A 21,638-nucleotide genomic window follows, 5' to 3' on the forward strand; every position below is an offset into this window, starting at 1 on the left:
TGAGCTGTAACCCGTTAGAGACAAACCTTTTAACCCGCAAAACACGACATTTCTATTTAGCTGCGAACGCGACATCTTGAAATGGCTACGACATTGAATTGTAACGGCTAAGTTGTAATGTCCGCTTTTAGCCAAGTTCAAATGTCCGCTTTTTGAGTTGATCGTAGGCTGACCGACCGCTGGAAACCCGGCGCTGGGGAGCTGCGATGGCTGCAACAGAACGGATAACGATGACGATGCGCGAGCTGGACAGACTGAAGGTCATTCAGGACGTGATAGATGGGCGGCTCAAGCCCTGGCGTGCGGCCGAACGGCTCGGGCTGACGACGCGGCAGATTCGCCGGCTCGTCGGCCGGCTGCGTGAACACGGGCCGCAGGGCCTCGTCTCCCGCCGGCGTTCGAAGCCTGGCAACAACCGGTTGGACCGCGTAACGGCAGACCGGGCGCTATCGATCGTCCGCGAGCGCTATGCCGATGCTTGCGCCAATCTGATCAATTACTTCGTACGTTCGATGCCTTCCGACATCAAGAGCGCAGTAGCCTTTTTTAAAATGGCCTTCTCACGCTCGAGGCGTTCAATACGCGCCTCGAGTTCCTGAATACGCTGTTGATCCGGCGTGATTGCCTTGCCCTGCGGCGTGACGCCCTCGCGCTCCATTTGAAGCTGGTGCACCCAGCGACGCAGTACCGTCTCGCCGACGCCGACTGAGCGACTCGCCTCCATATGGCTATAGCCCTGGTCGAGCACCAGGCAGGCGGCCTGCTGTTTGAACTCCGGGGAAAACGTACGTCGTTGCTTGCTCATCAGACACCTCTTCATGGCGAACATTCTCGCCTAAATCAGTGTCCGGATCGATTAGATCCACTACACACTCCGGATGGCTCCTGTTCGCAGGAGCCAATCAAGCGCTTGCGGCCCCGAGCCGCTTTATCACAAGTTCGCCAAAACATTGTTGAGAAAGCCAGAAAGGTCCATATCCGTTACACGCGATTAATCGCTTTCTCTGTTCCGCAGAGAATCTACTCCGCGTTGTTGTCACGGACCTGACAACTGTCTATCTGGAATATCGACAAATGAACAAGAAAACCATCGCGATTTGCAGCTCCGCGACCATGCTGGTTATTGCCACTCCGGCATTCGCACAAAGCTCGGTCACGCTGTACGGCCTGCTTGATACCGCAATCCGCTATCAAACCAATGCTGCTGCGGGCGGCAAGGACAAGGTTTCGATGGATGTCGGCCCGGAAACGCATAGCCGCTGGGGACTGCGCGGCAGCGAAGATCTCGGAGGCGGTCTCTCGGCGATCTTCCGCCTGGAAAACGGCTTCGAGATCAATACCGGCGCGCTGCACTCGAAGAACACGCTATTCAGCCGCCAGGCCTTCGTAGGTCTTTCAGACAAACGGTGGGGCTCGCTGACTTTCGGCAACCAGTACGCCCCGGCCTACGACACACTCGGCGATATTTTCGATCCGATCGAAGTGGGCGACTACTGGCAAGACAGCTGGATGTACAACGGCATCGGCAATTACCTGACCGTGAACAATTCGGTCAAGTACAAGGGCAGTTTCGATGGCCTGAGCGTCGATGCGATCTACGGCTTTGGCAATAACGCGGGTTCGGTCGGTCTTGGCAGCACCTACGGCGTTGAACTGACCTATGCATTCGGACCCGCCCAGATCAATGCTGGCTTCCAGCAGACCGACGTCGAGGCTGCGCTCACGAAGGAAGGTGCCAAGGAGAATTTCCTGCACGTGAGCGGGGCGTATCAGATCACGCCTAAAGTTCGCCTGCTGGCGGGCTGGCTGCGCAACCAGGACAGGACCGGTCTGACCGACGCGGCCATGGGCCAATCCGATTCTCCGGCGACCGCCCTCTTTATCACTAAAGACCGGGTCAGCCCGAACCGGATCGACGACACGTTCTATGTCGGCGCGAACTGGCAGGCGACCGATCCGCTGCTGTTCACATTTGCATATTATTACGGCATGACGCGCAATGCCGCACTGCTCGACGGCTCGCTGGGTACCGGTGTGAACTATTCAGCCACTATTCTCGCCGAGTATTCGCTATCGAAGCACACCGAAATCTACGGCACCGTGGATTTTTCGCGTGGCAATGGCGCATTCGCGGCTGACTACGCCGCGGACTCGAGCGGCACGAAGATTGGCCGCACCAATAACGTTGGCGTGGCGTTGGGCATACGTCAGTTGTTCTAAATCTTGCGACGGTCGATGCCCGCGGCCTTCCGTTGAACACGCTTCGGCTCGCGGCGGGCGATCACGAAAGCGCGTTGGAATACGGCTAAATAACGCCAAGCATCTCTTTCAACTGTGGCGCTCTCGACCGGCTCACCGGCACGGACGTCCGTTGCGCATCGGCCATAACAAGGTTGACGCTGTCCTCCGCTTTGACCAGCTCCACCGCGTGGGAGAGGCTGACAATATGGCTGCGGTGGACGCGCAGATAGATGCTGCTATCCAGACGAAGCTCGAGATCAGCGAGAGACAGATTGGAGAGGTAATGATCGTCTTTCGTGACAATCGTCGTGTAGTGGCCATCGCCCTGGAACCGGACGATGTCCTTCAGATCGATGAGGATCACCCGGTTCATTTGATAGACCGGGATCTTGAACAGGCGTCGCGGTGCGGGTTCGCGATTCCCCAGCTGACGCTCCGGGGGTTCGGTCGTAATGTCGGTCACGTCGTAGAAAATCATGCAGGTGCCGCATGTTCCATTGCTGCCCGTCATTTTGGATACCTTGATCATCAGTATCCGGTCAGGAATATTGATCATCATCGCGACCGGCGCAGGCGACTTCACCGGGCAGCCCTTCGAATCCTGCGATTGAAGCAGGAAGCGCAGCTTGTCACGGCTTTTCTCCGGGTGCAGTTTTACCACGTCGATGCCGAACAGCCTGTCCTGCGTTACCCCCAGTGATTGCTCGCCCGCCGGCCCGAGCACCTGCATCGCGACGTCGTTGAACGCGGTCACGTTTCCCTGCGCGTCGAGCCAGACCATCCCCGGATTGAACTGCTCCAGCTTGTGCTGGAAAGTCTCATTGCGGTGTGGTTCGGACGTTGGCAGCATCGATGTCGGGGCTGGGTCCAGCGGATTCATTCGACGTCTCCTCCTCGAATGGAATTTTCTTCGATTTCAAGGCAATTTTTGACTTTTTTATGCCTTTTCCGAATTTCACGCAAGTTTTCCGGCAACTGGCGCAGGCAAAGCGCCGCTCGGGAAAATGGCGTTGAATTGCCGCACTGCATTGTGAAATGCTAAGTGGAGTGTACCGCCTTGTCAGTCGAGGGAACCAGTTCTCTACCCGAAACAGACGCACGCCGTAGCCATGCGATCAGCGCACGCCCTGCAGCCGCTGGCCTCGTCTGCCATACCTTTTCGACATCGGTAGCCGGTAGCAACACGTCCTGAAAAAAGCCCGACACGGGAGACAAAATGAAACGCCATCCGATTGCCAAAGGCGTCATGGTGGTTGTACTGGCCGTGGCCGGCACAACCAGCGCGCAGGCAGAGCAAGGCGATATATTGGCCCGTTTCCGGGTATTGAGCATTGAACCGGATGTATCGACTTCGGGGACGTTGTCGACGCTCGGCACGAACGTCAACAACTCCGTCGTCCCGGAGCTCGATTTCACCTACATGGCGACGAATAACATTGGCGTCGAACTGATTCTCGGCATCACACGCCATACAGTGACGTCCAATCTCGGCGAACTCGGCCGGGTCAGCCTGCTGCCTCCCACCCTCACGGTTGCGTGGCATTTCAACCCGCAAGGAAGGATCCGCCCTTACGTCGGCGCCGGGTTGAACTATACGCTGTTCTACAACAATTCCCTGCAGGCAGGCGGCCAGGGCGTCGGGATCAGTAACCACAGTTTCGGGCCGGCATTTCAGGTCGGCGTCGACGTACAGGTGACGAAGAGAACCTTTGTCAATGTGGACGTCAAGAAACTCTTCGTCAGGACGGACGCGACGCTCGGCGGCGCGCCTATCGGCACCCTGAAAATCGATCCCTGGATTATCGGCCTCGGTTTTGGCGTGAAGTTCTGATTTCCGGCGTACAGGTTTTCCCGCCCCCGCCCCGTCCATGTCTCACGCACAACGGACTAGCCGTATTTCACGCCGGTTAGCCGGTCGTTCGCGCACCTATTCCGCCGTTGAAGAACTTGCGTTGAATTGCTGCGTCGTCCTGTGAAATGCTTAAGGAATACAGGCCGATGACGCTCCCGTTCGCCGACCGATAAAAAACAGGAGACCCCACGTGATCCCTCGTCCTTTCGAATACCACGCTCCCCGCAGCCTGTCCGAGGCTCTCTCGCTGCTGAACGAGCATGGCGAGACCGCGAAACTGCTGGCAGGCGGCCATAGTCTGTTGCCCATGATGAAGCTCCGGTTCGCCGAGCCGGGCCATCTGATCGACCTTGGAAAACTCCCCGAGCTCAAGGGCATCCGCGAAGTCGGCAACGAAATACGCATCGGCGCGATGACCACGGAGAACGAACTGATCTGGTCGACCGTGTTGCAAGAGAAATGTCCGTTGCTCGTGGAAGGCGCGCGCCAGATTTCCGATCCGCAAGTGCGTTACCGGGGCACGATCGGCGGGGATATCTCGCATGGAGACCCCGGCAATGACCATCCCGCGTTGATGATCGCGCTGGATGCGTCGTTCGTGCTTGCTGGCGAACACGGTGAGCGCGTCGTGCCGGCCGACGGCTTTTTCCTCGGCACCTACATGACGCAGCTCGAAGCCGGCGAGATCATGACCGGGATCCGCATTCCCGTGCCCGCGCCGGGATCCGGCTACTGCTACGCCAAGCTCAAGCGCAAGACCGGTGACTTCGCCACCGCCGCCACGGCGGTCACGCTTCGCCTGCAAGGCGGAAATGTGAGCGACGTGCGCATTGCGCTGACCAATGTCGGGCAAACGGCGCTTCGCGCGACCGACGCCGAACAGTCACTGCTGGGCAAGCCGCTCGACGAGGCCGCCATCGACGCAGCCGCGCGGCTCGCCATGGGAATCTGCGAGCCGGCGGAGGACCTGCGCGGCGATATCGAATACAAGACCGCGATGGCGGGCGAGATGACACGGCGCGCGCTGCGCACGTCGCTCACGCGGGCCAGGCAGTGAGACGCGTACCGACACATATCAAGGGGACATGAGATGAGCAAAAAGGTCATGGTGTCGTTCAAGCTGAACGGTACGCAAACGGACGTGGTGGTCGAGCCGCGCGAGCTGCTGATCCACACGTTGCGGGAAAAGTGCCTGCATACGGGCCCGCATATCGGTTGCGAGACATCCCATTGCGGGGCGTGCACGGTGGACGTGAACGGCATGTCGGTCAAGTCCTGCACCTTCCTGACGGTACAGGCCGACGAGGCGGAACTGCTGACGGTCGAGGGATTGGCCAAAGGCGGCGAACTGCACGCGCTGCAGGAGGGCTTCATGCAGGAACACGGCCTGCAATGCGGCTTCTGCACGCCGGGCATGCTGACGCGTGCCTATCGTCTGCTACAGGAAAACCCCAGCCCGAGCGAAGAGGAAATCCGTTACTGGATGGCCGGCAATCTCTGCCGCTGCACCGGGTATCAGAACATCGTGAAAGCCGTGCAATATGCAGCCGCCAAGCTGCGCGGCGAAGCGGTCCAGACTTCGCATCCGCTCATGGCGGAAGCCTCGGCGCATTGAGATCGGGAGAAACGCAATGGGAAATATCGACGCCAATCTCGATCGTCTCGCCGCGCTGGAAGGCATGGGCTGCTCGCGCAAACGCCGCGAGGATCCGCGCTTCATCCAGGGCAAAGGCACTTATGTCGACGACGTCAAGATGCCTGGCATGTTGTTCGGCGCCATGGTGCGCAGTCCGTACGCCCACGCGCGGATACTGAAAATCGACAAGTCACGCGCGCTCGCCCACCCCGGCGTGCATGCGGTGCTGACAGCGGACGATCTCAAGCCGCTCAAGCTGCACTGGATGCCCACGCTCGCGGGCGACGTTCAGGCCGTGCTCGCCGACGAGAAAGTCGTGTTCCAGAACCAGGAAGTCGCGTTCGTCGTCGCCGATGATCGCTACGTCGCGGCCGACGCGGCCGAGCTGGTGGAAGTGGAATACGAGGAACTGCCCGTGGTAGTGGACCCGCTGAAGGCGCTCGAACCCGATGCGCCCGTGATCCGGGAAGACATCCGCGACAAGCAGACGGGCGCGCACGGCGCCCGCAAGCATCCGAACCACATCTTCACCTGGAACGTCGGCGACAAGGACAAGACCGCGCGCGCGTTCGACAACGCGGACGTCACGGTCCGGCAGGACATGCTGTATCCGCGCGTGCATCCGTGTCCGCTCGAAACCTGCGGCTGCGTGGCGTCGTTCGACAAGGTCCGCGGCGATCTGACGGTCTATATCACCTCGCAGGCGCCGCATGTCGTGCGCACGGTGGTCGGCATGTTGTCCTCGATTCCGGAGTCGAAGATCCGCATCATCTCGCCGGACATCGGCGGTGGCTTCGGCAACAAGGTGGGCGTGTATCCGGGCTACGTCGTGGCAATCGTCGCATCGATCGTGCTGGGGCGGCCCGTCAAGTGGATCGAGTCGCGCGCCGAAAATCTCAGCTCCACCGCCTTCGCTCGCGACTATCACATGACGGGCGAACTCGCCGCGGACAGCAACGGCCGGATCAAGGCGCTGCGCGTGCACGTCACGGCGGATCACGGTGCGTTCGACGCGTGCGCGGATCCGACCAAGTGGCCCGCCGGCATGTTCCATGTTTGCACGGGTTCGTATGACATCCCCAACGCGTTCGTGTCAGTCGATGGCGTCTATACCAACAAGTTTCCTGGCGGCGTGGCCTACCGGTGTTCATTCAGGGTGACCGAGGCGGTCTATCTGATCGAACGCATGGTCGACGTCCTCGCGCAGAAGCTCGGTATCGACAAGGCCGAAATCCGGCTGCGCAATTTCATCCGCAAAGACCAGTTTCCGTTTTCCACGCCGCTCGGGCTCGACTACGATTCGGGCGACTATGAACCCGCGCTCAGGAAAGTGCTGGCAGCCGTCGACTACCCTGCCCTGCGCGCCGAGCAAGCCGCCCGCCGCGCCGACCCGAACGCGGAATGGTTGATGGGAATCGGCATTGTCACCTTCACCGAGATCGTTGGCGCGGGTCCGTCGAAGATGTGCGACATCCTGGGCGTGGGCATGTTCGACTCGTGCGAGATTCGCGTGCATCCGGACGGCTCGGCGATCGCGCGAATGGGCACGATCACGCAGGGTCAGGGACACCAGACCACCTACGCGCAGATCATCGCCTCCGAGGCCGGTATTCCCGCTTCGGTGATCACGGTCGAGGAAGGCGATACCTCCACCGCGCCCTATGGGCTCGGCACCTACGGATCGCGCTCCACGCCGGTCGCCGGCGCGGCGGTTGCACGGGCTTCGCACAAGATTCGCGAGAAGGCCCGCCAGATCGCGGCCCACCTGCTCGAAGCGAGTCCGGACGACGTCGAGTTCGATATCGACCGCTTCGTGCTCAAGGGGTCGCCGGAACAGTTCAAGACGCTCAAGCAGGTGGCATGGGCCGCCTACAACAACGTGCCGGAAGGCATGGAAATGGGCCTGGAAGCGGTCGATTACTACGATCCGCCCAACTTCACGTTCCCGTTCGGCGCCTACCTCTGCGTGCTCGACGTCAATCGCTATACCGGTGAAACGCGGGTGCGGCGCTTCTACGCGCTCGACGACTGCGGCACGCGCATCAATCCCATGATCATCGAAGGGCAGATTCACGGCGGCCTGACCGAAGGCTTTGCGGTCGCGATGGGACAGGAACTGCCGTACGACGAAGCAGGCAATCTGCTGGGCGGCACGCTGATGGATTACTTCGTGCCGACCTCGGTGGAAACGCCGCATTGGGAGACGGATTTTACGGTGACGCCTTCTCCTCATCACCCGATCGGCGCGAAGGGCGTAGCGGAATCGCCGCACGTGGGCTCGATTCCGTGTTTCACCTCGGCCATGGTCGATGCATTCGCGCACCTGGGCGTCACCCACATGAACATGCCTCACAACGCCTATCGCGTTTGGCAGCAAAGCCACTCACTCGGACTCGCCCGACCGTAGCGCGCGGGTCAGGACGGACGATCCGTATAGACAGGGGATGATTCAATGAAAGTCGTCATCGAAAAGGCATTTCCTCTCGAAGCCACGGCGGATGCCGCGTGGCAGTGCCTGCAGGACATCGAGGCGGTGGGCGGCTGCATGCCCGGCGCGAAGATCACCGAACGTGTGGACGCGACGCATTACAAGGGCACCGTCACGGTGAAGATCGGACCGGCCGCGATGTCGTTCAAGGGCAATATCGAAGTGCTGGAACTCGATGCCGCGCAGCGCACCCTGCATCTCGTGGGCAAGGGTTCGGATTCGACGGGCACGTCCGGCGCATCGATGGATCTCGTCGCGACCGTGCAGGCGAGCGGCGCAACGTGCGAGCTGGTCGGCAAAAGCGAAGTCGCGATGAGCGGCAAGGCGGCTTCATTCGGCGGCCGGATGATGAATACGGTGGCCGACCAGATCCTCAAACAGTTCGTCGCCAACTTTGCCGCGCTAGTCCAGAGCGCGGATGCGCCGCAGGCCGCGCCGTCAGCCGATGATCCGGCGGCAGCGGGAACCACTGCACAGGCGGCAGCCGCCGCGCCCGCCCCGGCCCGCGCGGCCGAGCTGAATGGACTCGCGCTTGCGTGGGCGGTCCTGCGCGACTGGCTGCGCGGGCTGTTTTCGCACAAGGCCGCCTGAGCGACGAGGGCCGTCATGTTCACGGACCGCATGAGCAACGTACTGGACCTGCAGCAGCGCCTCGCGCGTCACGGCTACATCGCCGAGCGCAGCCTCGCGGCCACCTTGCTGCTGGCGCTGGAAATGCGGCGGCCCCTACTGCTCGAAGGTGAAGCGGGGGTCGGCAAGACGGAAGTCGCCAAGGCGCTCGCGCGGCTGTCGGACACGCGGCTGATCCGGCTTCAATGCCATGAAGGACTCGACGTCCATTCGGCGCTGTACGAGTGGAATTACCAGCATCAACTGCTCGCCATCAAGCTGCTCGAACAGGACGACCGGCCGCTCGCCAGCAAGGAACAGGACATTTTCTCCGAGCGCTATCTGCTTAAGCGCCCACTGCTGGAAGCGATCACGACGACCCCCGCCCCCGTTCTGTTGATCGATGAAATCGACCGCACGGATGAAGCATTCGAAGCCTATCTTCTTGAGCTGCTGTCCGACTTCCAGATATCGATTCCGGAACTGGGCGTGATCCGCGCGACCGAGCGGCCCATCGTGATCCTGACCTCCAACGGCACCCGCGAGATTTCCGACGCGCTGCGCCGCCGCTGCCTGTATCACTACGTCGACTACCCGGACTTCGGGAAGGAACTGGCGATCGTGCGCGCACAGGCGCCGGAGATGCCGACGAAACTGGCGCAACAGGTGGTCGAATTCGTCCAGGCGGTTCGGCAGATGGACATCCAGAAAAAACCCGGCATCGCCGAGACACTGGATTGGGCGGCGGCACTCCTGCGTCTCGGCGTCAGCACCTTCGACGAAGAGGGTATCGACCGGATCATGGATTCGCTGTCGGCACTGGTGAAGACCCGCGACGATCAGGCGGGCTTCACGCGTCCAGTGGTTGAGCGACTGGCGGCCGCATGCTGACCGATAGCCACTACGCCACCGACACGGCGCCGCCCGAACTGGCCGACGCCATGATGTCCCGCTATGTCGGCTTCGCGGGATGGCTGCGCGAGAACGGCTTTCATGTCACGAGCAGCGACATGGCTGGGGCGATGGACGTCGCTCAGCGTACAGGGCAATTCGATAGCCTGCTGTTGCGCTGGAGCCTGCGCGCGTGGCTTTGCTCACGCGCCGAAGAATGGCGGCGTTTCGATGAACTCTTCGATGCCTGGTTTCTCGCGCCAAATCGCCATGCCCTGGTCGAAACGCGTGTGGGCGGCGCAGGCAAACTGACGACCCATGGCGACGGCGCGGCACGCGATACCAGCGAAGGCACGCCGCTGTCCCTGGTGGGCCATGGCGCCGATGCCGCGCAGGCCGACGGCAAGACGGCCGAGCACGGCATGAGCCGTGAAACGTCGCTCATGCATGCGGATTTCCGGCACCTGAATCAGCCCGACGAACTGTTCGCCATCGACGAAGCCATCAGGCGTTTCGTGCAGCGGTTGCGCGGCATACAGATGCGTCGCGAACGACGCGCGGCGTCAGGCCGTGCCATCGACATGGCGCGCACCATCCGCCTGAGCGTGGCTCACGGCGGCGTGCCGCTGGAACTCGCGTGGCGCCGCAAACAGCGCGTGCGGCCGCGCATCGTCATGCTGCTGGACGTGAGCCGTTCGATGAGCCTGTACAGCTTCTTCTTTCTGCGGCTTGCGCGGGTGATCAGCGCGCGCCTGTCGGATGTGCATTGCTTCATTTTTCACACTCAGCTCGTCGGTGTTGCGCAGGCGTTGCGCGACCCCGACCCGTGGCGTTCACAGGAACGGCTGCAACTGCTCTCGGCCGGCTGGGCCGGCGGCACGCGCATAGGCGACAGTCTCGACGAATTCAACCAGCGGCACGCGGCCGCGCTGCTGCACTCGCGCACCGCCGTCATGATCGTCAGCGACGGCTACGACGCAGGCGACCCGGCGCTTCTGCAACAGGCGCTGCGCAAGATGCGGCGCCGTTGCCGGTACATCGTCTGGCTGAATCCGCTCGCCGGCCGTCCCGGCTTCACGCCGAGCAGCGTCGGCATGGCGGCCGCCATGCCTTATCTCGACCTCATGACCGGCGCGAGCGATCTCGTCAGTCTGGAGCGCGTGCTGCCGCACGTGTTGTCCCTTTTGCAATGAGCCGCGCCATGAACTCGTCAATGAATTCCGCGATCAACGCCGAGGCGCTGATCCAGCTCGAACAAAGGCTCACCGAAGAGGCGCGCCCGTTCGCCGTGACCACTGTGATCCGGGCGCTGCCGCCCACGTCGACGTGGGTCGGCGCGCAAGCGGTAGTGGAAAACGACGGCACGCTGCATGGCTGGATCGGCGGCGGCTGCTCCCGGGCGATCGTGGTCCAGGCCGCGCAGGAATCGATGCGATCGGGCCAGCCAAAACTGATTCGCATCAGCAATTCGGAGATCGCGCCGGAGTCCGGCGTGGAGCATCATGCGATGCCCTGCGCGAGCAACGGCACGATCGAACTCTTCATTCAGCCGTCGGTGCCCGCGCCCGCCGTGCTCATACTCGGCTCGACGCCCGCCGCCCTCGAAGCCTGCGTGCTCGCGCAACGCATGGGCTTGCGCGTCCATGCTGCAGCGAGCGTGACCGAGCCGTTTGCGCCGCTCGGCATACCACGGGTCATCCAGGGTTTCGATGCCGACGCGTTGCGCCTGCTGAGGCCGCAACTGATTCTCGTCGCCACTCAGGGCGACAGTGACGAGGAGGCACTTGAGGCCGCCTTGCGAACCTCGGCGGCAGCCGTGCTGCTGATCGCAAGCCAGCGCAAGTCGGATCAACTGCGCGACACGATGCGCGCACGCGGTATCACGGAAGAGCGGCTCGCCGCGCTGCATGCCCCTGCCGGACCTCGCATTCATGCACGCACGCCACAGGAAATCGCGCTTGGCGCGGTGGCGGGACTCGTGATGCTGCGCCGGATGCTGGAACAGGCCGCTGCCGATACGCCGGACCAACACGCCGCCGGAGCCGACGTACTGCCTGTGCTGCCCGCCGTGCCGCCGTGCGAATCGATGGCGTCGGTCGAACCGCCCGCGCGCTACGTCAATCCGGTGTGCGGGATGAGCATCGATATCGCATCGGCGAAGCACGTCGTCGAGGCTGGCGGGCAGCGCGTGTATTTCTGCTGCGATAGCTGCAAGCTGGAGTTCGAGCGCGCGCCCGACAAATATCTGGCGATCGTCGAGGATCGGCGACAACGGGAGGTCGTATGAACGCTACAACGGCGCCGCTATTCTCCGCTGTAATGCTGGCCGCGGGCACCTCATCACGGATGCAGGGCCGCCACAAGCTCCTGCTGCCGATCGATGGCGAACCCGCGGTCAGGCGCACCGTGCGCGTGCTGCTCGAGGCCGGCCCCGAAGAAATCGTGGTCGTGACCGGTTTCAACGGCCGCGCCGTCATCGAAGCACTCGACGGCTTGCCGGTGAGATTCCAGTTCAATCCGTATTACGAGCAAGGCCAGATGACCTCGGTGGCGGCGGGCGTGGCGGCGCTCAACGCGCCGTGCAACGTCGTGCTGGTGTGTCTCGCCGATCAGGTCCTGCTCGAACCCGGCGACTACCGCGAACTGATCGACGCTTACGGCACGATGCCCTATGGTTCCATCCTGGTGCCTTCGTGCAATGGGCAGCGCGGCAACCCAGTGGCGTTTTCGTCGAGCTACGCGACGGAGGTGGTCAGCGGACATGTGAACCCCGGCTGCAAGAAATTGATCGCGGAGCATCCCGACGAAGTGTTCGTCCATGAAGCAAAACACGACCGATTTGCGATCGACATGGATACGCCCGAGGATTACGCACGCGTCCTCGCGCGGTTGGCGTCTATGCCAGAGACGGTTCCTGACAGACTTTCGACATGAAACCGCGTTCTCTGGCCATTCCGACGATCTTCAGGCGAGGGCCCGATTCGCACCTTGCGTGGCTGGCCGCTGTCGTCGGGCCGTGGGCTGCGCTGGCCGCGCTTCGGCCAGGCGCAACAGGACTGCCGTTGCCTGCGCTGTGCCTCGCACCCTGCCTCGCGCTCGCTGGCTGGTTGGTGCTGCGCCGTCTGTCGTCCACCGATCCCGAAGCACACCTGTCGCGAAACATGCTGCTGTTCGGAACGTTCGGGATGCTCGCGGGATTGGCGCTGGACGCCCGCGGCCCCGGCCTGGCGTTGATCGCGTCGCAGTGCGGCGCGGGCGCGACGCCCGGGCCTCTCCAGGTTTCGTACCTGCATTGGCGCGCGCTGCCTGCGATGCACATCGGTATGTTGTCCTTTGGATTGAGCGCCGTGGCCCTGCGCGGACTGACAAGATCCGGTACACATCCATCGCTGTGCGTCGCGTCTCTGCGTCACGCCGCCTGCCCGGTCTGGATGCTCGTCGGCATGACCTTCGGCTCGATAGTTTGCGAACGCTCCGGTATGGGGTTCATCGGCGGCTCGACGTTCGATGGAAGCGCGGTCGTCATGCTCGGCGGCATGTTCGCGGGAATGGTCTGGGGCATGGTCGCCCATGCGGCATTCCATCGTGCCAGCAAACGACTACGTAGAACCACGATTCCGGCAACCTGATCTCGAATGGATAGCACCGATCACCTCGTCCTCAAGGCCTGCATCGAATGGCTCGCAACCGGGCGTCGGGTTGCGCTCGCGACTGTGGTGCAAACATGGGGCTCCGCTCCCAGGCCGCTGGGTGCGTGGGTTGCGATTCGCGATGACGGGCAACTGGTCGGCTCGGTGTCGGGCGGATGCGTGGAAGACGACCTGATCGATCGGGTCAATCGCGATATCCTCGCGACCACGTTGCCACAGAGCGTCCTTTATGGCGTCTCCCGTGAAGAAGCCGCGCGCTTCGGCCTGCCCTGCGGCGGCACGCTGCGTCTTGTCGTCGAACCGCGTCCCGAATACGAGGTGATGCGAATGCTGCTCGAACGCACAGCTGCCAGGAAGCTCACAGCGCGCGTACTGGATATGGATACAGGCAAGTCGACCTTGTGCGACACGGATTGTACCGATACGCTTTTTTTTGATGGTCGCATCATGCGGGCAATTCATGGTCCGCGCTGGCGCCTGGTACTGGTCGGCGCGGGTCAGTTATCGCAATATGTTGCCCAGATTGCGATCGGCGCGGACTATGACGTCGTTGTGATCGATCCGCGCGAGGAGTTTCGTGCAACCTTCGGCCTACCCAGCGTCACGGTGTCGTGCGGAATGCCAGACGATGTCATCGCCGAACTGCAAATTGACGCTCATACCGCGATCGTAGGCCTGACCCACGATCCGAAACTCGATGATATGGCCTTGATGGAAGCGTTGAAATCACCGGCTTTCTATGTGGGCGCACTGGGCAGCCGAATCAACACCGAAAGACGAAAGGAACGTCTGCTTGAATTCGACCTGACGCGTGCGCAGGTCGACAGATTGCAGGGGCCGACCGGCCTGTTCATCGGCTCGCGCACGCCGGCGGAAATTGCAATCTCCATCCTGGCAGAGATCACCGCAGCCAAATATCAAGTGCCGGTCTTGCAGCGTCGATCGATCCCAGAAGTGCTACTGATAGAACGCGCGCGTTGCATCGACTCGCTTTCGACGGTGTAGCAAATTCGCGTCTTTGCGAGCCGCATAGACGTTCACATAGACGTTCAATCAGCTTCGGGTACCGATGACTGTTCAGCGATCAGGTAGGTAAGCCCGTGCAGCTCGCCTACGATACGCTGGCGCAATTCGCACGTCGCATGAGGATGGGTCATCAATGCCCAATAGGCACCGGCCGTCCCGCCGCATCGCCGCGCCGCAGTCCACAGTCGGTGCAGCTCGTTCTCATCGCGCGCATGATCGAAGCGCCTGATTTCTCCATCGTAACGATTGTCCAGCATCTCGTGCAGCGCCTCGGCGCCCCGACCTTCTTCGGCGGCGATTTGCACTGCGGCATGGTGCATCTCGAAGGGGCTCGCCCGATCTGGGTCAAGCCCCGCGAAGCGCGCAACAATTTCGTGCAGATCTACGTTGGCGAGGCACGTACCGATCACCGAACAGTGAATGTATGAATCGAGCTCGCTCAATCGCGTACGCCGGGAGCCACTGCGGTGGAGCTGTCCGGATGGCGACTGTTTCGTGTTTTCCGCACCTGGCGCGTGCGCACGTCGAAATCGTTGATCATGCATGGGAGTTCTCGCCTCAGGCAACCGGAATCGGCCGGAACATGATTTCGTAATATACAGCGAAATATAACGAATTGCGTAGACGCCCGGTGTTGTGGCGCGTTGGGCGCGTGGCCGCCTAGCGCTCCTGTTCGCTGGAGCACGCTTCTATGCCAATGAGGCACGCAGGCAACTGCGCGATCGAGATCCTCAACTGATCGCGGTACATGCGGTTTGATCTGCATCGCTTTACCGGTCTCATCTACCCCGTGACCGGTGAAGACGTTCTTCGCAAGATCGATTCCGATAGCGGCAATAGGCATGGACTTCCCCTCTCGCTGGTGTCGGCGAACCGTACGCGAGAGGTCGATTTCTCCACGGCGACGCAACTCGGCTGATAACGCGCAGTGGATGCGTTGCCAGACGCTGGCGGGTAGCCACACAACGAGTCTTGTCCACTGGTTGAGGCGCCACGGCACCTGGAGACAACTAAACAGCATCTGGAAAACGCGGAAGGGATCCCGTTTGAATTTAATAAATAATTTGTCGTATTACGGTTGATTATTAACGATCGTCACAAACTACACGACATTACGGTTATAATGTCGTGTAGTGTTAGATCAGAAAATTTGCAAAGCCCGCGCTCCATCTGGAGCCATCCCGACGTGAAAACCTCCGAAATTGTCACCATCCAGCCGGTCGAGTCGCTGATCGTGCCAACGGCGCTCGACGGACGCATGGGCACGAATCGAGGCGAAGCCGGCAAGTCACAGCTCTCGGCCGACAACGATCTCGATGCTGTCCGGGCCTGGCTCACGAACTACGCCGACACCAAAACGACGTTCGACAACTATCGCAAGGAAGCCGAACGCCTGCTGCTATGGGGTGTCGCCCAACTGGGCAAGCCGCTTTCGTCGCTCACGCACGAAGACCTGCTGGTATTCAAGACGTTTCTGGCTGACCCGCAGCCGGCGGATCGCTGGATTTCTGCCAACGGTGGCAAGTATCCCCGTGGGGATGCTCGCTGGCGCCCGTTCAACGGCCCGCTCTCGACAGCCAGTCAGCGTCAGGCGCTCGTCATCCTCAATGGCATGTTCACCTGGCTTGTAAGCGCTGGATACCTGCGAGGCAACCCAATGGCCTTGCTGCGGCAGCGAGCCAAACGCTCCGCACCGCGTGTCACGCGATACCTTTCGATCTCACTCTGGGATGAAGTCAAGGCCTTCGTCGAACAGCTTCCACGGGAAACGGATGGCGAGCGAGCCTATTACGCGCGCGGTCGCTGGCTGACGACCTTGTTCTACTTGCAGGGTATGCGGATCTCCGAAGTCGCCGGTGGCCAGATGGGGAATTTCTTCCGGCGCCTGGGGGCAGACGGTCGCGACCAGTGGTGGCTGGAAACGCTGGGCAAAGGCGACAAGGAGCGCATTGTGCCAGCGTCGCCGGAGCTTATTCAGGAGCTGAAGCGTTACCGTGAGGCGATGGGCTTGTCCGCCCTGCCCACACGTGCCGATGAAACCCCTCTCATCCTGCCGTTCAGGGGGAAGGCGCGGTGTCTGTCACGCTCGGCCGTTCATGATGCAATCAAGAGCGTCTTCAGCGGTGCCGCAACCTGGTTGCGCGATCAGGGTCCCGAATTCTCGGATCGCGCCGATGAGCTTGAGCGAGCCTCCGCACACTGGCTGAGACACACGGCAGGCTCGCATCAGGCTGATGGTGGCGTAGATCTTCGAACGATCCGGGACAACCTTGGACACGTCTCTTTAAATACTACGAGCTTGTATTTGCATACCGAGGACGACGAACGCTATCGCGAGACGACTGAGCGTCATCGTATGAACTGGGATGGCAAAAAGCGACCGGCTGAATAAGGATTCGGAATCGAAGTCGAGAAGCGCTCCAGGTCAGGCGTGGACAATGAGCCGTAGGCGCCTCTGACTTCAGCGTGAATCGTCCGGATCAACGTCAGCAACCGCGTATCGGTCAGCGCTCTGGCGCTCCGGCGTATCCCTCGAGCGTTGCCACCTCGCACGGAAGAAAGACTGCACGGACGTTCTTGAGACCTTTCCCATGCGTGCCCCAGAACTCCCTGACCTTGCTTTCGAGATCGATCAGTTCGATGCAATGCGGGAAGCGATGATGGGCTGTCTCGACATGCTCGTGGTGAAGTCTGTCGCCATTCAGGTAACCCGCGTGAACGCGATGCAGGACCGCCTGCTCAATACCGGCACGCCTGGCATGATTCAGGAGATGATGTGCCAGGCTCGGGCGCGTGAGGCGTTGCCAGAAACGCACTGGATGGTGCGCATGCGCGCGCTCTGAATGATGGAAATACAGGCGCAGCGAAATCATTTTTGACATGGTCTGTACGTGAAGGGTTTCGGAAGTCACGACTCAGTTGGCGCAGCCGCGGTGCGACGCGCACGGCGAAGCGCCGGTATGTCGGCAAGTCGCATACCGGCAGGCAGCAACGGATGTTTTGCGTGGCCAACGCGTTGAGCGCGATAGATCCCGGTATGGCCTGAAAACAGATAGGCCACGACACAGGCCACTCCGGCGTAGACAGCGATCTCCGAACCGAACAACTCGATAGCCATGATGGTGGAAGCGATCGGTGTGTTCGCCGCCCCCGCGAACACGGCGACGAAGCCCAGACCGGCCAGCACCGGGATCGGCAGCGAAAGCACGTGACCCAGTGCGTTACCCAGCGCGGCACCGATGTAAAACAAGGGCGTAACCTCACCGCCCTTGAATCCCGACGCAAGCGTGACGACGGTGAAGGCAAATTTGCCGGCGAAGTCGTAAACTGGAAGCGGTCCGTTGAAGGCCTGAACAATCGTCGGAATGCCAAGCCCCAGGAACTGGGGAACGTTAAGCACCACGGCGGCAACGGCAACGATCGCCCCGCCGAAAATCGGTCTTGCCGGTGCGTATGCGATCTTGCGCTTGATGAAGCCGGAAAGCGCGTGGGTTGAATCGGCGAACAGCATGCCGACGACGCCGAATGCAATGCCCGCGACGATCACTGAGCCCAGCCCCAGAGCAGTCACCGGCGGAATATGCGGGATGCTGTAGACGGTATGGTGAATGCCCCAGATGCGGCAGACCTGGTCGGCAACGACCGAGGATGCGATGCACGCAAGCAATGCATCGTAACGAAGCCGGCCGATGGCCAGCACCTCGAGACCGAAGATCGCGCCTGCCAGCGGTGTGCCAAAGACAGACGAAAAACCAGCTGCGATGCCGCCCATGAGGAGGATGCGCCGCTCCTGCGGGTTCAGCCCAAAGAGTTCGGTGACCCGATCGGCCAGTGCACCGCCCATCTGGACCGCGGTTCCTTCCCGGCCCGCAGAGCCGCCAAAGAGGTGCGTGACCACCGTTGCGACCAGAACCAGAGGCGCCATGCGCTTGGGAACGATTTTCTGCGGATCGTGTATCTCGTCGATCAGTAGATTGTTGCCGCCTTCGACAGACTGACCGACGCGGTAATAGACCCATCCCACCGCAAAGCCCGCAAGCGGCAACAGCCACAGCAGCCACGGATGATCGAGGCGAAAATCGGTTGCGCGGTCAAGCGCATAGAGGAAGACAGCGGAGGCCGTGCCAGCAAGCGCGCCGAGGATGGTCGAAAGGAGCAGCCAGCGGGCCAGATAAGGCACCATGGCGAACTGCTCGAAGGACTTCAGGTGTTTCATTGCGATCCAGATTTGAGTGTGCGTCAAACCTGGGCGACAGTGGGCGTCGCATAGACGGCCTACGACCTCCTGCACCCAGGAACTCGTAGGCATCATCAGCCGCCGCAAGGATGCGGGGCGGTTACGGGAGGAATGCCATCTCCGAAAGACGTGTGATTCTACGGGACAAACCCGTCGCCCGGCAATAACGATGCCCGAGGAAAAATGGGGATTGGAACAACGCTCGCCGCTAAACAAGCGTCAGAAGCAGAATCGCCATCAGCAAGCCTCCGATTAATGCGAGGTAAAAATTCAGGTTCCCCGATTGCATGGCCCGGAGTTTTTCCGCGCAAATAATCACGATCTTTACTGCAGGACCGAAAAGGTGCCGTTCGAACAGATCCGTCACGCCCGAAGAAAACACGAGCCGCTTGATGAAGTATTCACGTTGTTCGTGTTCACGCTCCGCACTGATGGTCGGTTGATACACAAAGCTGTAGAACGTGCGCATCGCATTCGAGAACGTCAATGCCGTCGTCATCGCGTCGCGCTGATCCGTGGTCATGCCACCAAACCAGACCGGGACCCGCCGCACGGCGCGCCGCCTGGTTAGCCACAGCAGCGCGAGCGGCACGATCGCAAGCAATGGCATCACGATGATCAGCCTGGACGGGGAGATAAAGGCAAACCTGTCCGTCAGGGGGACGAGGAGCCAGCCGGCCACCATTGCCTGCGGACTGTTGGCGCTAAACAGCGCCTGTGCGCCAGCCGCCAGGGCGTTGAGCCAGAGCGGCGCCCCTACCGCCACGGCCAGCACGCAGAGACCCAGAATACCGACCGAGACCGCGTTTGAGCGGGGTATGATCGATATCCCATCAACGTCCGGCAAGCCGAGCAGTCCCAGGCCGAAAACCTTCACGAACGTGGCCAGGGCAACGGCGGCCGCAAGCGCAAGCCCGGCGCCAGCCAGCACCAGTACCAGCCTGCCAATGAACGAAGACAGGTGGAAGCCCTGGAAGACCGACTGGAACACGTACCATTCACTGACGAAGCCCGCCTGCGGCGGCACCGAGGCAAGACTCATGACGGCAAAGACGGCGCCAAGCCCAAGGAGAAAGCCGCTGCGCTTGAGCCAGCCGCGCTGGACAATGTCGTAGCTGCCCGATGCCAGGAAAACGCCATCGGCAGTGAGAAACAGTGCGCCCTTGGCGAGCGAGTGCCCCGCAAGGTGGAGCATCGCCACCGTCCAGGCCAACCCCGCGAGGTCGGCAAGATGGTCAGCGCGAAATAGCTGCGTCACGCCCAGCATGACAATGGCGATCGACGCATTTTCCGCTGATGAGTAGCTCAGCAATGCACGCCAGTCATCCTGCTGGAACGCAAAGAGCACGGCCAGAATGGCACTGATGACGCCGAGCACAATGGCGATGACGCCAAGTCCAAACGCAGTGTGGTCCTGAACAGCGACATTGAGCCAGCCATTCCAGCCACGGCTCAGCGCGAAGTACGCGGCGTTGAGGATCACCCCCGAAAACAATGCGCCCGTCGCTCCGCTGCCGCTCGAATAGGCACGGGGAAACCATTCGTAGAAGGGCAGCATGCCGAGTTTTGCGCCGAACCCCACGAGTAGCGCGATACCAGCAAACCATGACACCACGTCGCTGAACGTCGCCGCATGACCCGCGAAAAGTGCAAGACCCATGCCCCCCGCCGCGTGATCGAGGAGGAGGATGGCGAATATAAGCGCAATCGTCCCGACCTCCAGAAGCGCGAGCATGAGCAGAACCGGCTTTGCCCCGTTTTCCTCCGCACGCTCTCCCACGAGCATCAGTGCGCCACCGAGGCTCATCACCTCCCAGGCAACCAGCAGTGAGATGCCGTCCTGAAGGCCGCAGACGCCAAGCGCGCCAAGAAGACCGAAAGACGCGCCGGCGTACCAGCGGCCCGAGCTGCGTGCGAGTGGGGAGCCCAACCAGCAGGCAAAGATCGCCGGTACGAGCCCAAATCCGAGCAACCACAAGCCGGACGGCTCGATGGCGAACGAAACGGCTTGGGAAGCCAGAGAGACGCCCAGTGATACGGGTACCGAGCCAAAGGGCAATGCGACGAGACACGCAAGCGTCCCGAGCAGGCAACCGAAACCGAGCAATGCGCGGATGATTCCATGCGCACGACGCACGGGAGAAAGAAGCGCGGCTGCGGCCCACGTTGCAACGGCTATGGCGAATAACGGGTTAGCGTTCAATCCGGCCTCCCCTCATTCGCTGCTCAGCCCGCCCGACGATCATCAGCAACGCGTGAATGAGCGCGGCCGGATTAGGCGGGCAGCCAGGAAGATAGACGTCGACGGGTATCACGCCGTCAAGACCGGTGCCGGACGCATAGTTGCCGCCCGACACGCCGCCCGATACCGCGCAGGTCCCGGTTGCGATCACCCATCTGGGCGCCGGCATGGCTTGCCATGTTTCGACGAGCGGTCCCTGCATCGCCTTCGTGACGGGTCCCGTCACCAGCAGCACGTCGGCGAAACGGGGTGACGGCGTGAAGAAAATACCCAGACGATGCAGGTTATAGAACGGGTTATTCAGCGCCTGAAGCTCCGACTCGCAGCCGTTGCACGACCCTGCGTCTACGTGCCGGATATGCAGGCTGCGACGGAAGGCGCGGTCCTTGCCCTCTTCCAGCTTGGCCGTGTGCTGTTCAGGTGCCGTCTCGCCCCATTTGAGGTCGCGCCTGGCACTGACGCCCAATGCCCAGTCGGCCGATTCGGCAAAGGCACCGGTGGGACAGACCTGCGTGCAACGCTGACACGCGATACATCGCCCCCAGTCGACTTCCGGCGTTGCCACTTCATGCGCTGCCGACACGAAGCTGATGGCATGGGTAACGCAAGCCTCGACACACACCTCGCATTGGGTTTTGCATTTTGACGGATCGTAGCGCGGCATGCCGAGCACACCCGACTGCCCGTCGTCGCCGTCCTTGAGCGGCCAGTCCGTGCTCGCTGTGCCTTCCTTGAGTCCAAACCAGGTCCAGAGTGACATGGCACG

The 21,638-nt window shown here is 61.5% G+C and carries 19 protein-coding genes, 4 pseudogenes and 1 riboswitch; of the genes and pseudogenes, 14 read left to right on the forward strand and 9 right to left on the reverse strand.

Annotated features, from left to right (window positions below; translation table 11 throughout):
- Window positions 1–206: 206 nt before the first annotated feature.
- Window positions 207–476, forward strand: a pseudogene (locus tag B0G62_RS13605) (helix-turn-helix domain-containing protein); the annotation flags it as partial.
- On the opposite strand, the pseudogene B0G62_RS13610 reads toward B0G62_RS13605, so the two are convergent.
- A pseudogene (locus B0G62_RS13610) lies at window positions 462–805 on the reverse strand (transposase); the annotation flags it as partial. The pseudogenes B0G62_RS13605 and B0G62_RS13610 overlap by 15 nt on opposite strands.
- Window positions 806–1,074: 269 nt before the next feature.
- On the opposite strand from B0G62_RS13610, the gene B0G62_RS13615 reads away from it, so the two are divergent.
- Complete coding sequence (locus B0G62_RS13615) at window positions 1,075–2,220, forward strand: porin (protein ID WP_103704735.1); 1,146 nt, start codon at window positions 1,075–1,077, stop codon at window positions 2,218–2,220.
- Between the two features lie 85 nt (window positions 2,221–2,305).
- Here B0G62_RS13615 and B0G62_RS13620 read toward each other — a convergent pair whose 3' ends face one another.
- Window positions 2,306–3,121 carry a LytTR family DNA-binding domain-containing protein gene (locus B0G62_RS13620; RefSeq protein ID WP_279629754.1) on the reverse strand — a complete coding sequence of 272 codons (816 nt, stop codon included), beginning with the start codon at window positions 3,119–3,121 and terminating at the stop codon, window positions 2,306–2,308.
- A gap of 366 nt (window positions 3,122–3,487) precedes the next feature.
- Here B0G62_RS13620 and B0G62_RS13625 point away from each other — a divergent pair, with 366 nt between their 5' ends.
- The 11 genes from B0G62_RS13625 (at window position 3,488) to B0G62_RS13675 (ending at window position 14,372) form a co-directional block, all read left to right on the forward strand.
- Window positions 3,488–4,072, forward strand: coding sequence for an OmpW/AlkL family protein (locus B0G62_RS13625; RefSeq protein ID WP_244193252.1), 585 nt, complete (start codon window positions 3,488–3,490; stop codon window positions 4,070–4,072).
- Window positions 4,073–4,283: 211 nt separating this feature from the next.
- Window positions 4,284–5,150 carry an FAD binding domain-containing protein gene (locus B0G62_RS13630; protein ID WP_103704738.1) on the forward strand — a complete coding sequence of 289 codons (867 nt, stop codon included), beginning with the start codon at window positions 4,284–4,286 and terminating at the stop codon, window positions 5,148–5,150.
- A gap of 33 nt (window positions 5,151–5,183) precedes the next feature.
- Complete coding sequence (locus B0G62_RS13635; RefSeq protein ID WP_103704739.1) at window positions 5,184–5,708, forward strand: (2Fe-2S)-binding protein; 525 nt, start codon at window positions 5,184–5,186, stop codon at window positions 5,706–5,708.
- A gap of 16 nt (window positions 5,709–5,724) precedes the next feature.
- Entirely contained in the window at window positions 5,725–8,136 is a 2,412-nt protein-coding gene (locus B0G62_RS13640) for an aerobic carbon-monoxide dehydrogenase large subunit (RefSeq protein WP_103704740.1), read from the forward strand.
- Window positions 8,137–8,181: 45 nt separating this feature from the next.
- Window positions 8,182–8,808 carry an SRPBCC family protein gene (locus tag B0G62_RS13645; RefSeq protein ID WP_103704741.1) on the forward strand — a complete coding sequence of 209 codons (627 nt, stop codon included), beginning with the start codon at window positions 8,182–8,184 and terminating at the stop codon, window positions 8,806–8,808.
- A 15-nt stretch (window positions 8,809–8,823) separates the two neighbouring features.
- The gene (locus B0G62_RS13650; protein ID WP_103704742.1) at window positions 8,824–9,717 is read left to right on the forward strand and encodes an AAA family ATPase; all 894 of its coding nucleotides are present in this window, start codon (window positions 8,824–8,826) and stop codon (window positions 9,715–9,717) included.
- Window positions 9,711–10,910 carry a vWA domain-containing protein gene (locus tag B0G62_RS13655; RefSeq protein ID WP_103704743.1) on the forward strand — a complete coding sequence of 400 codons (1,200 nt, stop codon included), beginning with the start codon at window positions 9,711–9,713 and terminating at the stop codon, window positions 10,908–10,910. Before B0G62_RS13650 ends, B0G62_RS13655 begins: the two co-directional genes overlap by 7 nt.
- An 8-nt stretch (window positions 10,911–10,918) precedes the next feature.
- On the forward strand, window positions 10,919–12,004 hold the full coding sequence (locus B0G62_RS13660) for an XdhC family protein (protein ID WP_244193231.1): 1,086 nt from the start codon (window positions 10,919–10,921) through the stop codon (window positions 12,002–12,004).
- A 32-nt stretch (window positions 12,005–12,036) separates the two neighbouring features.
- On the forward strand, window positions 12,037–12,651 hold the full coding sequence (locus tag B0G62_RS13665; RefSeq protein WP_244193232.1) for a nucleotidyltransferase family protein: 615 nt from the start codon (window positions 12,037–12,039) through the stop codon (window positions 12,649–12,651).
- A complete protein-coding gene (locus B0G62_RS13670; RefSeq protein WP_146055270.1) occupies window positions 12,648–13,346 on the forward strand; it encodes a hypothetical protein in 699 nt (232 codons plus the stop codon). The genes B0G62_RS13665 and B0G62_RS13670 overlap by 4 nt, the downstream gene beginning before the upstream one ends.
- A gap of 6 nt (window positions 13,347–13,352) precedes the next feature.
- A complete protein-coding gene (locus tag B0G62_RS13675) occupies window positions 13,353–14,372 on the forward strand; it encodes an XdhC family protein (RefSeq protein WP_103704746.1) in 1,020 nt (339 codons plus the stop codon).
- 44 nt (window positions 14,373–14,416) lie between these two features.
- On the opposite strand, the gene B0G62_RS31245 is transcribed toward B0G62_RS13675, so the two are convergent.
- From B0G62_RS31245 to B0G62_RS32170, 3 genes and pseudogenes are all read right to left on the reverse strand, one after another.
- Complete coding sequence (locus B0G62_RS31245; protein ID WP_146055271.1) at window positions 14,417–14,836, reverse strand: hypothetical protein; 420 nt, start codon at window positions 14,834–14,836, stop codon at window positions 14,417–14,419.
- Between the two features lie 235 nt (window positions 14,837–15,071).
- A pseudogene (locus B0G62_RS13685) lies at window positions 15,072–15,237 on the reverse strand (IS110 family transposase); the annotation flags it as partial.
- A 27-nt stretch (window positions 15,238–15,264) separates the two neighbouring features.
- Window positions 15,265–15,372 (reverse strand): annotated as a pseudogene (locus B0G62_RS32170) (IS5/IS1182 family transposase); the annotation flags it as partial.
- A gap of 207 nt (window positions 15,373–15,579) precedes the next feature.
- Here B0G62_RS32170 and B0G62_RS13690 point away from each other — a divergent pair.
- Window positions 15,580–16,785 carry a tyrosine-type recombinase/integrase gene (locus tag B0G62_RS13690; RefSeq protein ID WP_244193233.1) on the forward strand — a complete coding sequence of 402 codons (1,206 nt, stop codon included), beginning with the start codon at window positions 15,580–15,582 and terminating at the stop codon, window positions 16,783–16,785.
- Between the two features lie 112 nt (window positions 16,786–16,897).
- Here B0G62_RS13690 and B0G62_RS32700 read toward each other — a convergent pair whose 3' ends face one another.
- The 4 genes from B0G62_RS32700 to B0G62_RS13715 all read right to left on the reverse strand — a co-directional run bounded on the left by B0G62_RS32700 (window position 16,898) and on the right by B0G62_RS13715 (window position 21,632).
- Complete coding sequence (locus B0G62_RS32700; RefSeq protein WP_103704750.1) at window positions 16,898–17,275, reverse strand: DUF190 domain-containing protein; 378 nt, start codon at window positions 17,273–17,275, stop codon at window positions 16,898–16,900.
- Between the two features lie 26 nt (window positions 17,276–17,301).
- A complete protein-coding gene (locus B0G62_RS13705) occupies window positions 17,302–18,609 on the reverse strand; it encodes a voltage-gated chloride channel family protein (protein WP_103704751.1) in 1,308 nt (435 codons plus the stop codon).
- A gap of 79 nt (window positions 18,610–18,688) precedes the next feature.
- Window positions 18,689–18,761, reverse strand: a riboswitch (Fluoride riboswitch).
- A 77-nt stretch (window positions 18,762–18,838) separates the two neighbouring features.
- Window positions 18,839–20,833: a proton-conducting transporter transmembrane domain-containing protein gene (locus B0G62_RS13710; protein WP_146055272.1), complete on the reverse strand. Its 1,995-nt coding sequence runs from the start codon at window positions 20,831–20,833 to the stop codon at window positions 18,839–18,841.
- Entirely contained in the window at window positions 20,823–21,632 is an 810-nt protein-coding gene (locus tag B0G62_RS13715) for an NADH-quinone oxidoreductase subunit B family protein (RefSeq protein WP_103704753.1), read from the reverse strand. The genes B0G62_RS13710 and B0G62_RS13715 overlap by 11 nt, the downstream gene beginning before the upstream one ends.
- Window positions 21,633–21,638: the final 6 nt, after the last annotated feature.

The sequence above is a fragment of the Paraburkholderia eburnea genome, from assembly GCF_002917095.1.
Taxonomy (GTDB): Bacteria; Pseudomonadota; Gammaproteobacteria; order Burkholderiales; family Burkholderiaceae; genus Paraburkholderia; species Paraburkholderia eburnea.

Bases quoted from the DNA above. Each gene is read 5' to 3' on its own strand.
- B0G62_RS13615 (WP_103704735.1), top strand. From the start codon at position 1,075: ATGAACAAGAAAACCATCGCGATTTGCAGCTCCGCGACCATGCTGGTT.
- B0G62_RS13625 (WP_244193252.1), top strand. From the start codon at position 3,488: ATGGTGGTTGTACTGGCCGTGGCCGGCACAACCAGCGCGCAGGCAGAG.
- B0G62_RS13640 (WP_103704740.1), top strand. From the start codon at position 5,725: ATGGGAAATATCGACGCCAATCTCGATCGTCTCGCCGCGCTGGAAGGC.
- B0G62_RS13670 (WP_146055270.1), top strand. From the start codon at position 12,648: ATGAAACCGCGTTCTCTGGCCATTCCGACGATCTTCAGGCGAGGGCCC.
- B0G62_RS13635 (WP_103704739.1), top strand. From the start codon at position 5,184: ATGAGCAAAAAGGTCATGGTGTCGTTCAAGCTGAACGGTACGCAAACG.
- B0G62_RS13620 (WP_279629754.1), bottom strand. From the start codon at position 3,121: ATGAATCCGCTGGACCCAGCCCCGACATCGATGCTGCCAACGTCCGAA.
- B0G62_RS13675 (WP_103704746.1), top strand. From the start codon at position 13,353: ATGGATAGCACCGATCACCTCGTCCTCAAGGCCTGCATCGAATGGCTC.
- B0G62_RS13645 (WP_103704741.1), top strand. From the start codon at position 8,182: ATGAAAGTCGTCATCGAAAAGGCATTTCCTCTCGAAGCCACGGCGGAT.
- B0G62_RS32700 (WP_103704750.1), bottom strand. From the start codon at position 17,275: ATGTCAAAAATGATTTCGCTGCGCCTGTATTTCCATCATTCAGAGCGC.
- B0G62_RS13705 (WP_103704751.1), bottom strand. From the start codon at position 18,609: ATGAAACACCTGAAGTCCTTCGAGCAGTTCGCCATGGTGCCTTATCTG.
- B0G62_RS13665 (WP_244193232.1), top strand. From the start codon at position 12,037: ATGCTGGCCGCGGGCACCTCATCACGGATGCAGGGCCGCCACAAGCTC.
- B0G62_RS13650 (WP_103704742.1), top strand. From the start codon at position 8,824: ATGTTCACGGACCGCATGAGCAACGTACTGGACCTGCAGCAGCGCCTC.
- B0G62_RS13655 (WP_103704743.1), top strand. From the start codon at position 9,711: ATGCTGACCGATAGCCACTACGCCACCGACACGGCGCCGCCCGAACTG.
- B0G62_RS13715 (WP_103704753.1), bottom strand. From the start codon at position 21,632: ATGTCACTCTGGACCTGGTTTGGACTCAAGGAAGGCACAGCGAGCACG.
- B0G62_RS13660 (WP_244193231.1), top strand. From the start codon at position 10,919: ATGAACTCGTCAATGAATTCCGCGATCAACGCCGAGGCGCTGATCCAG.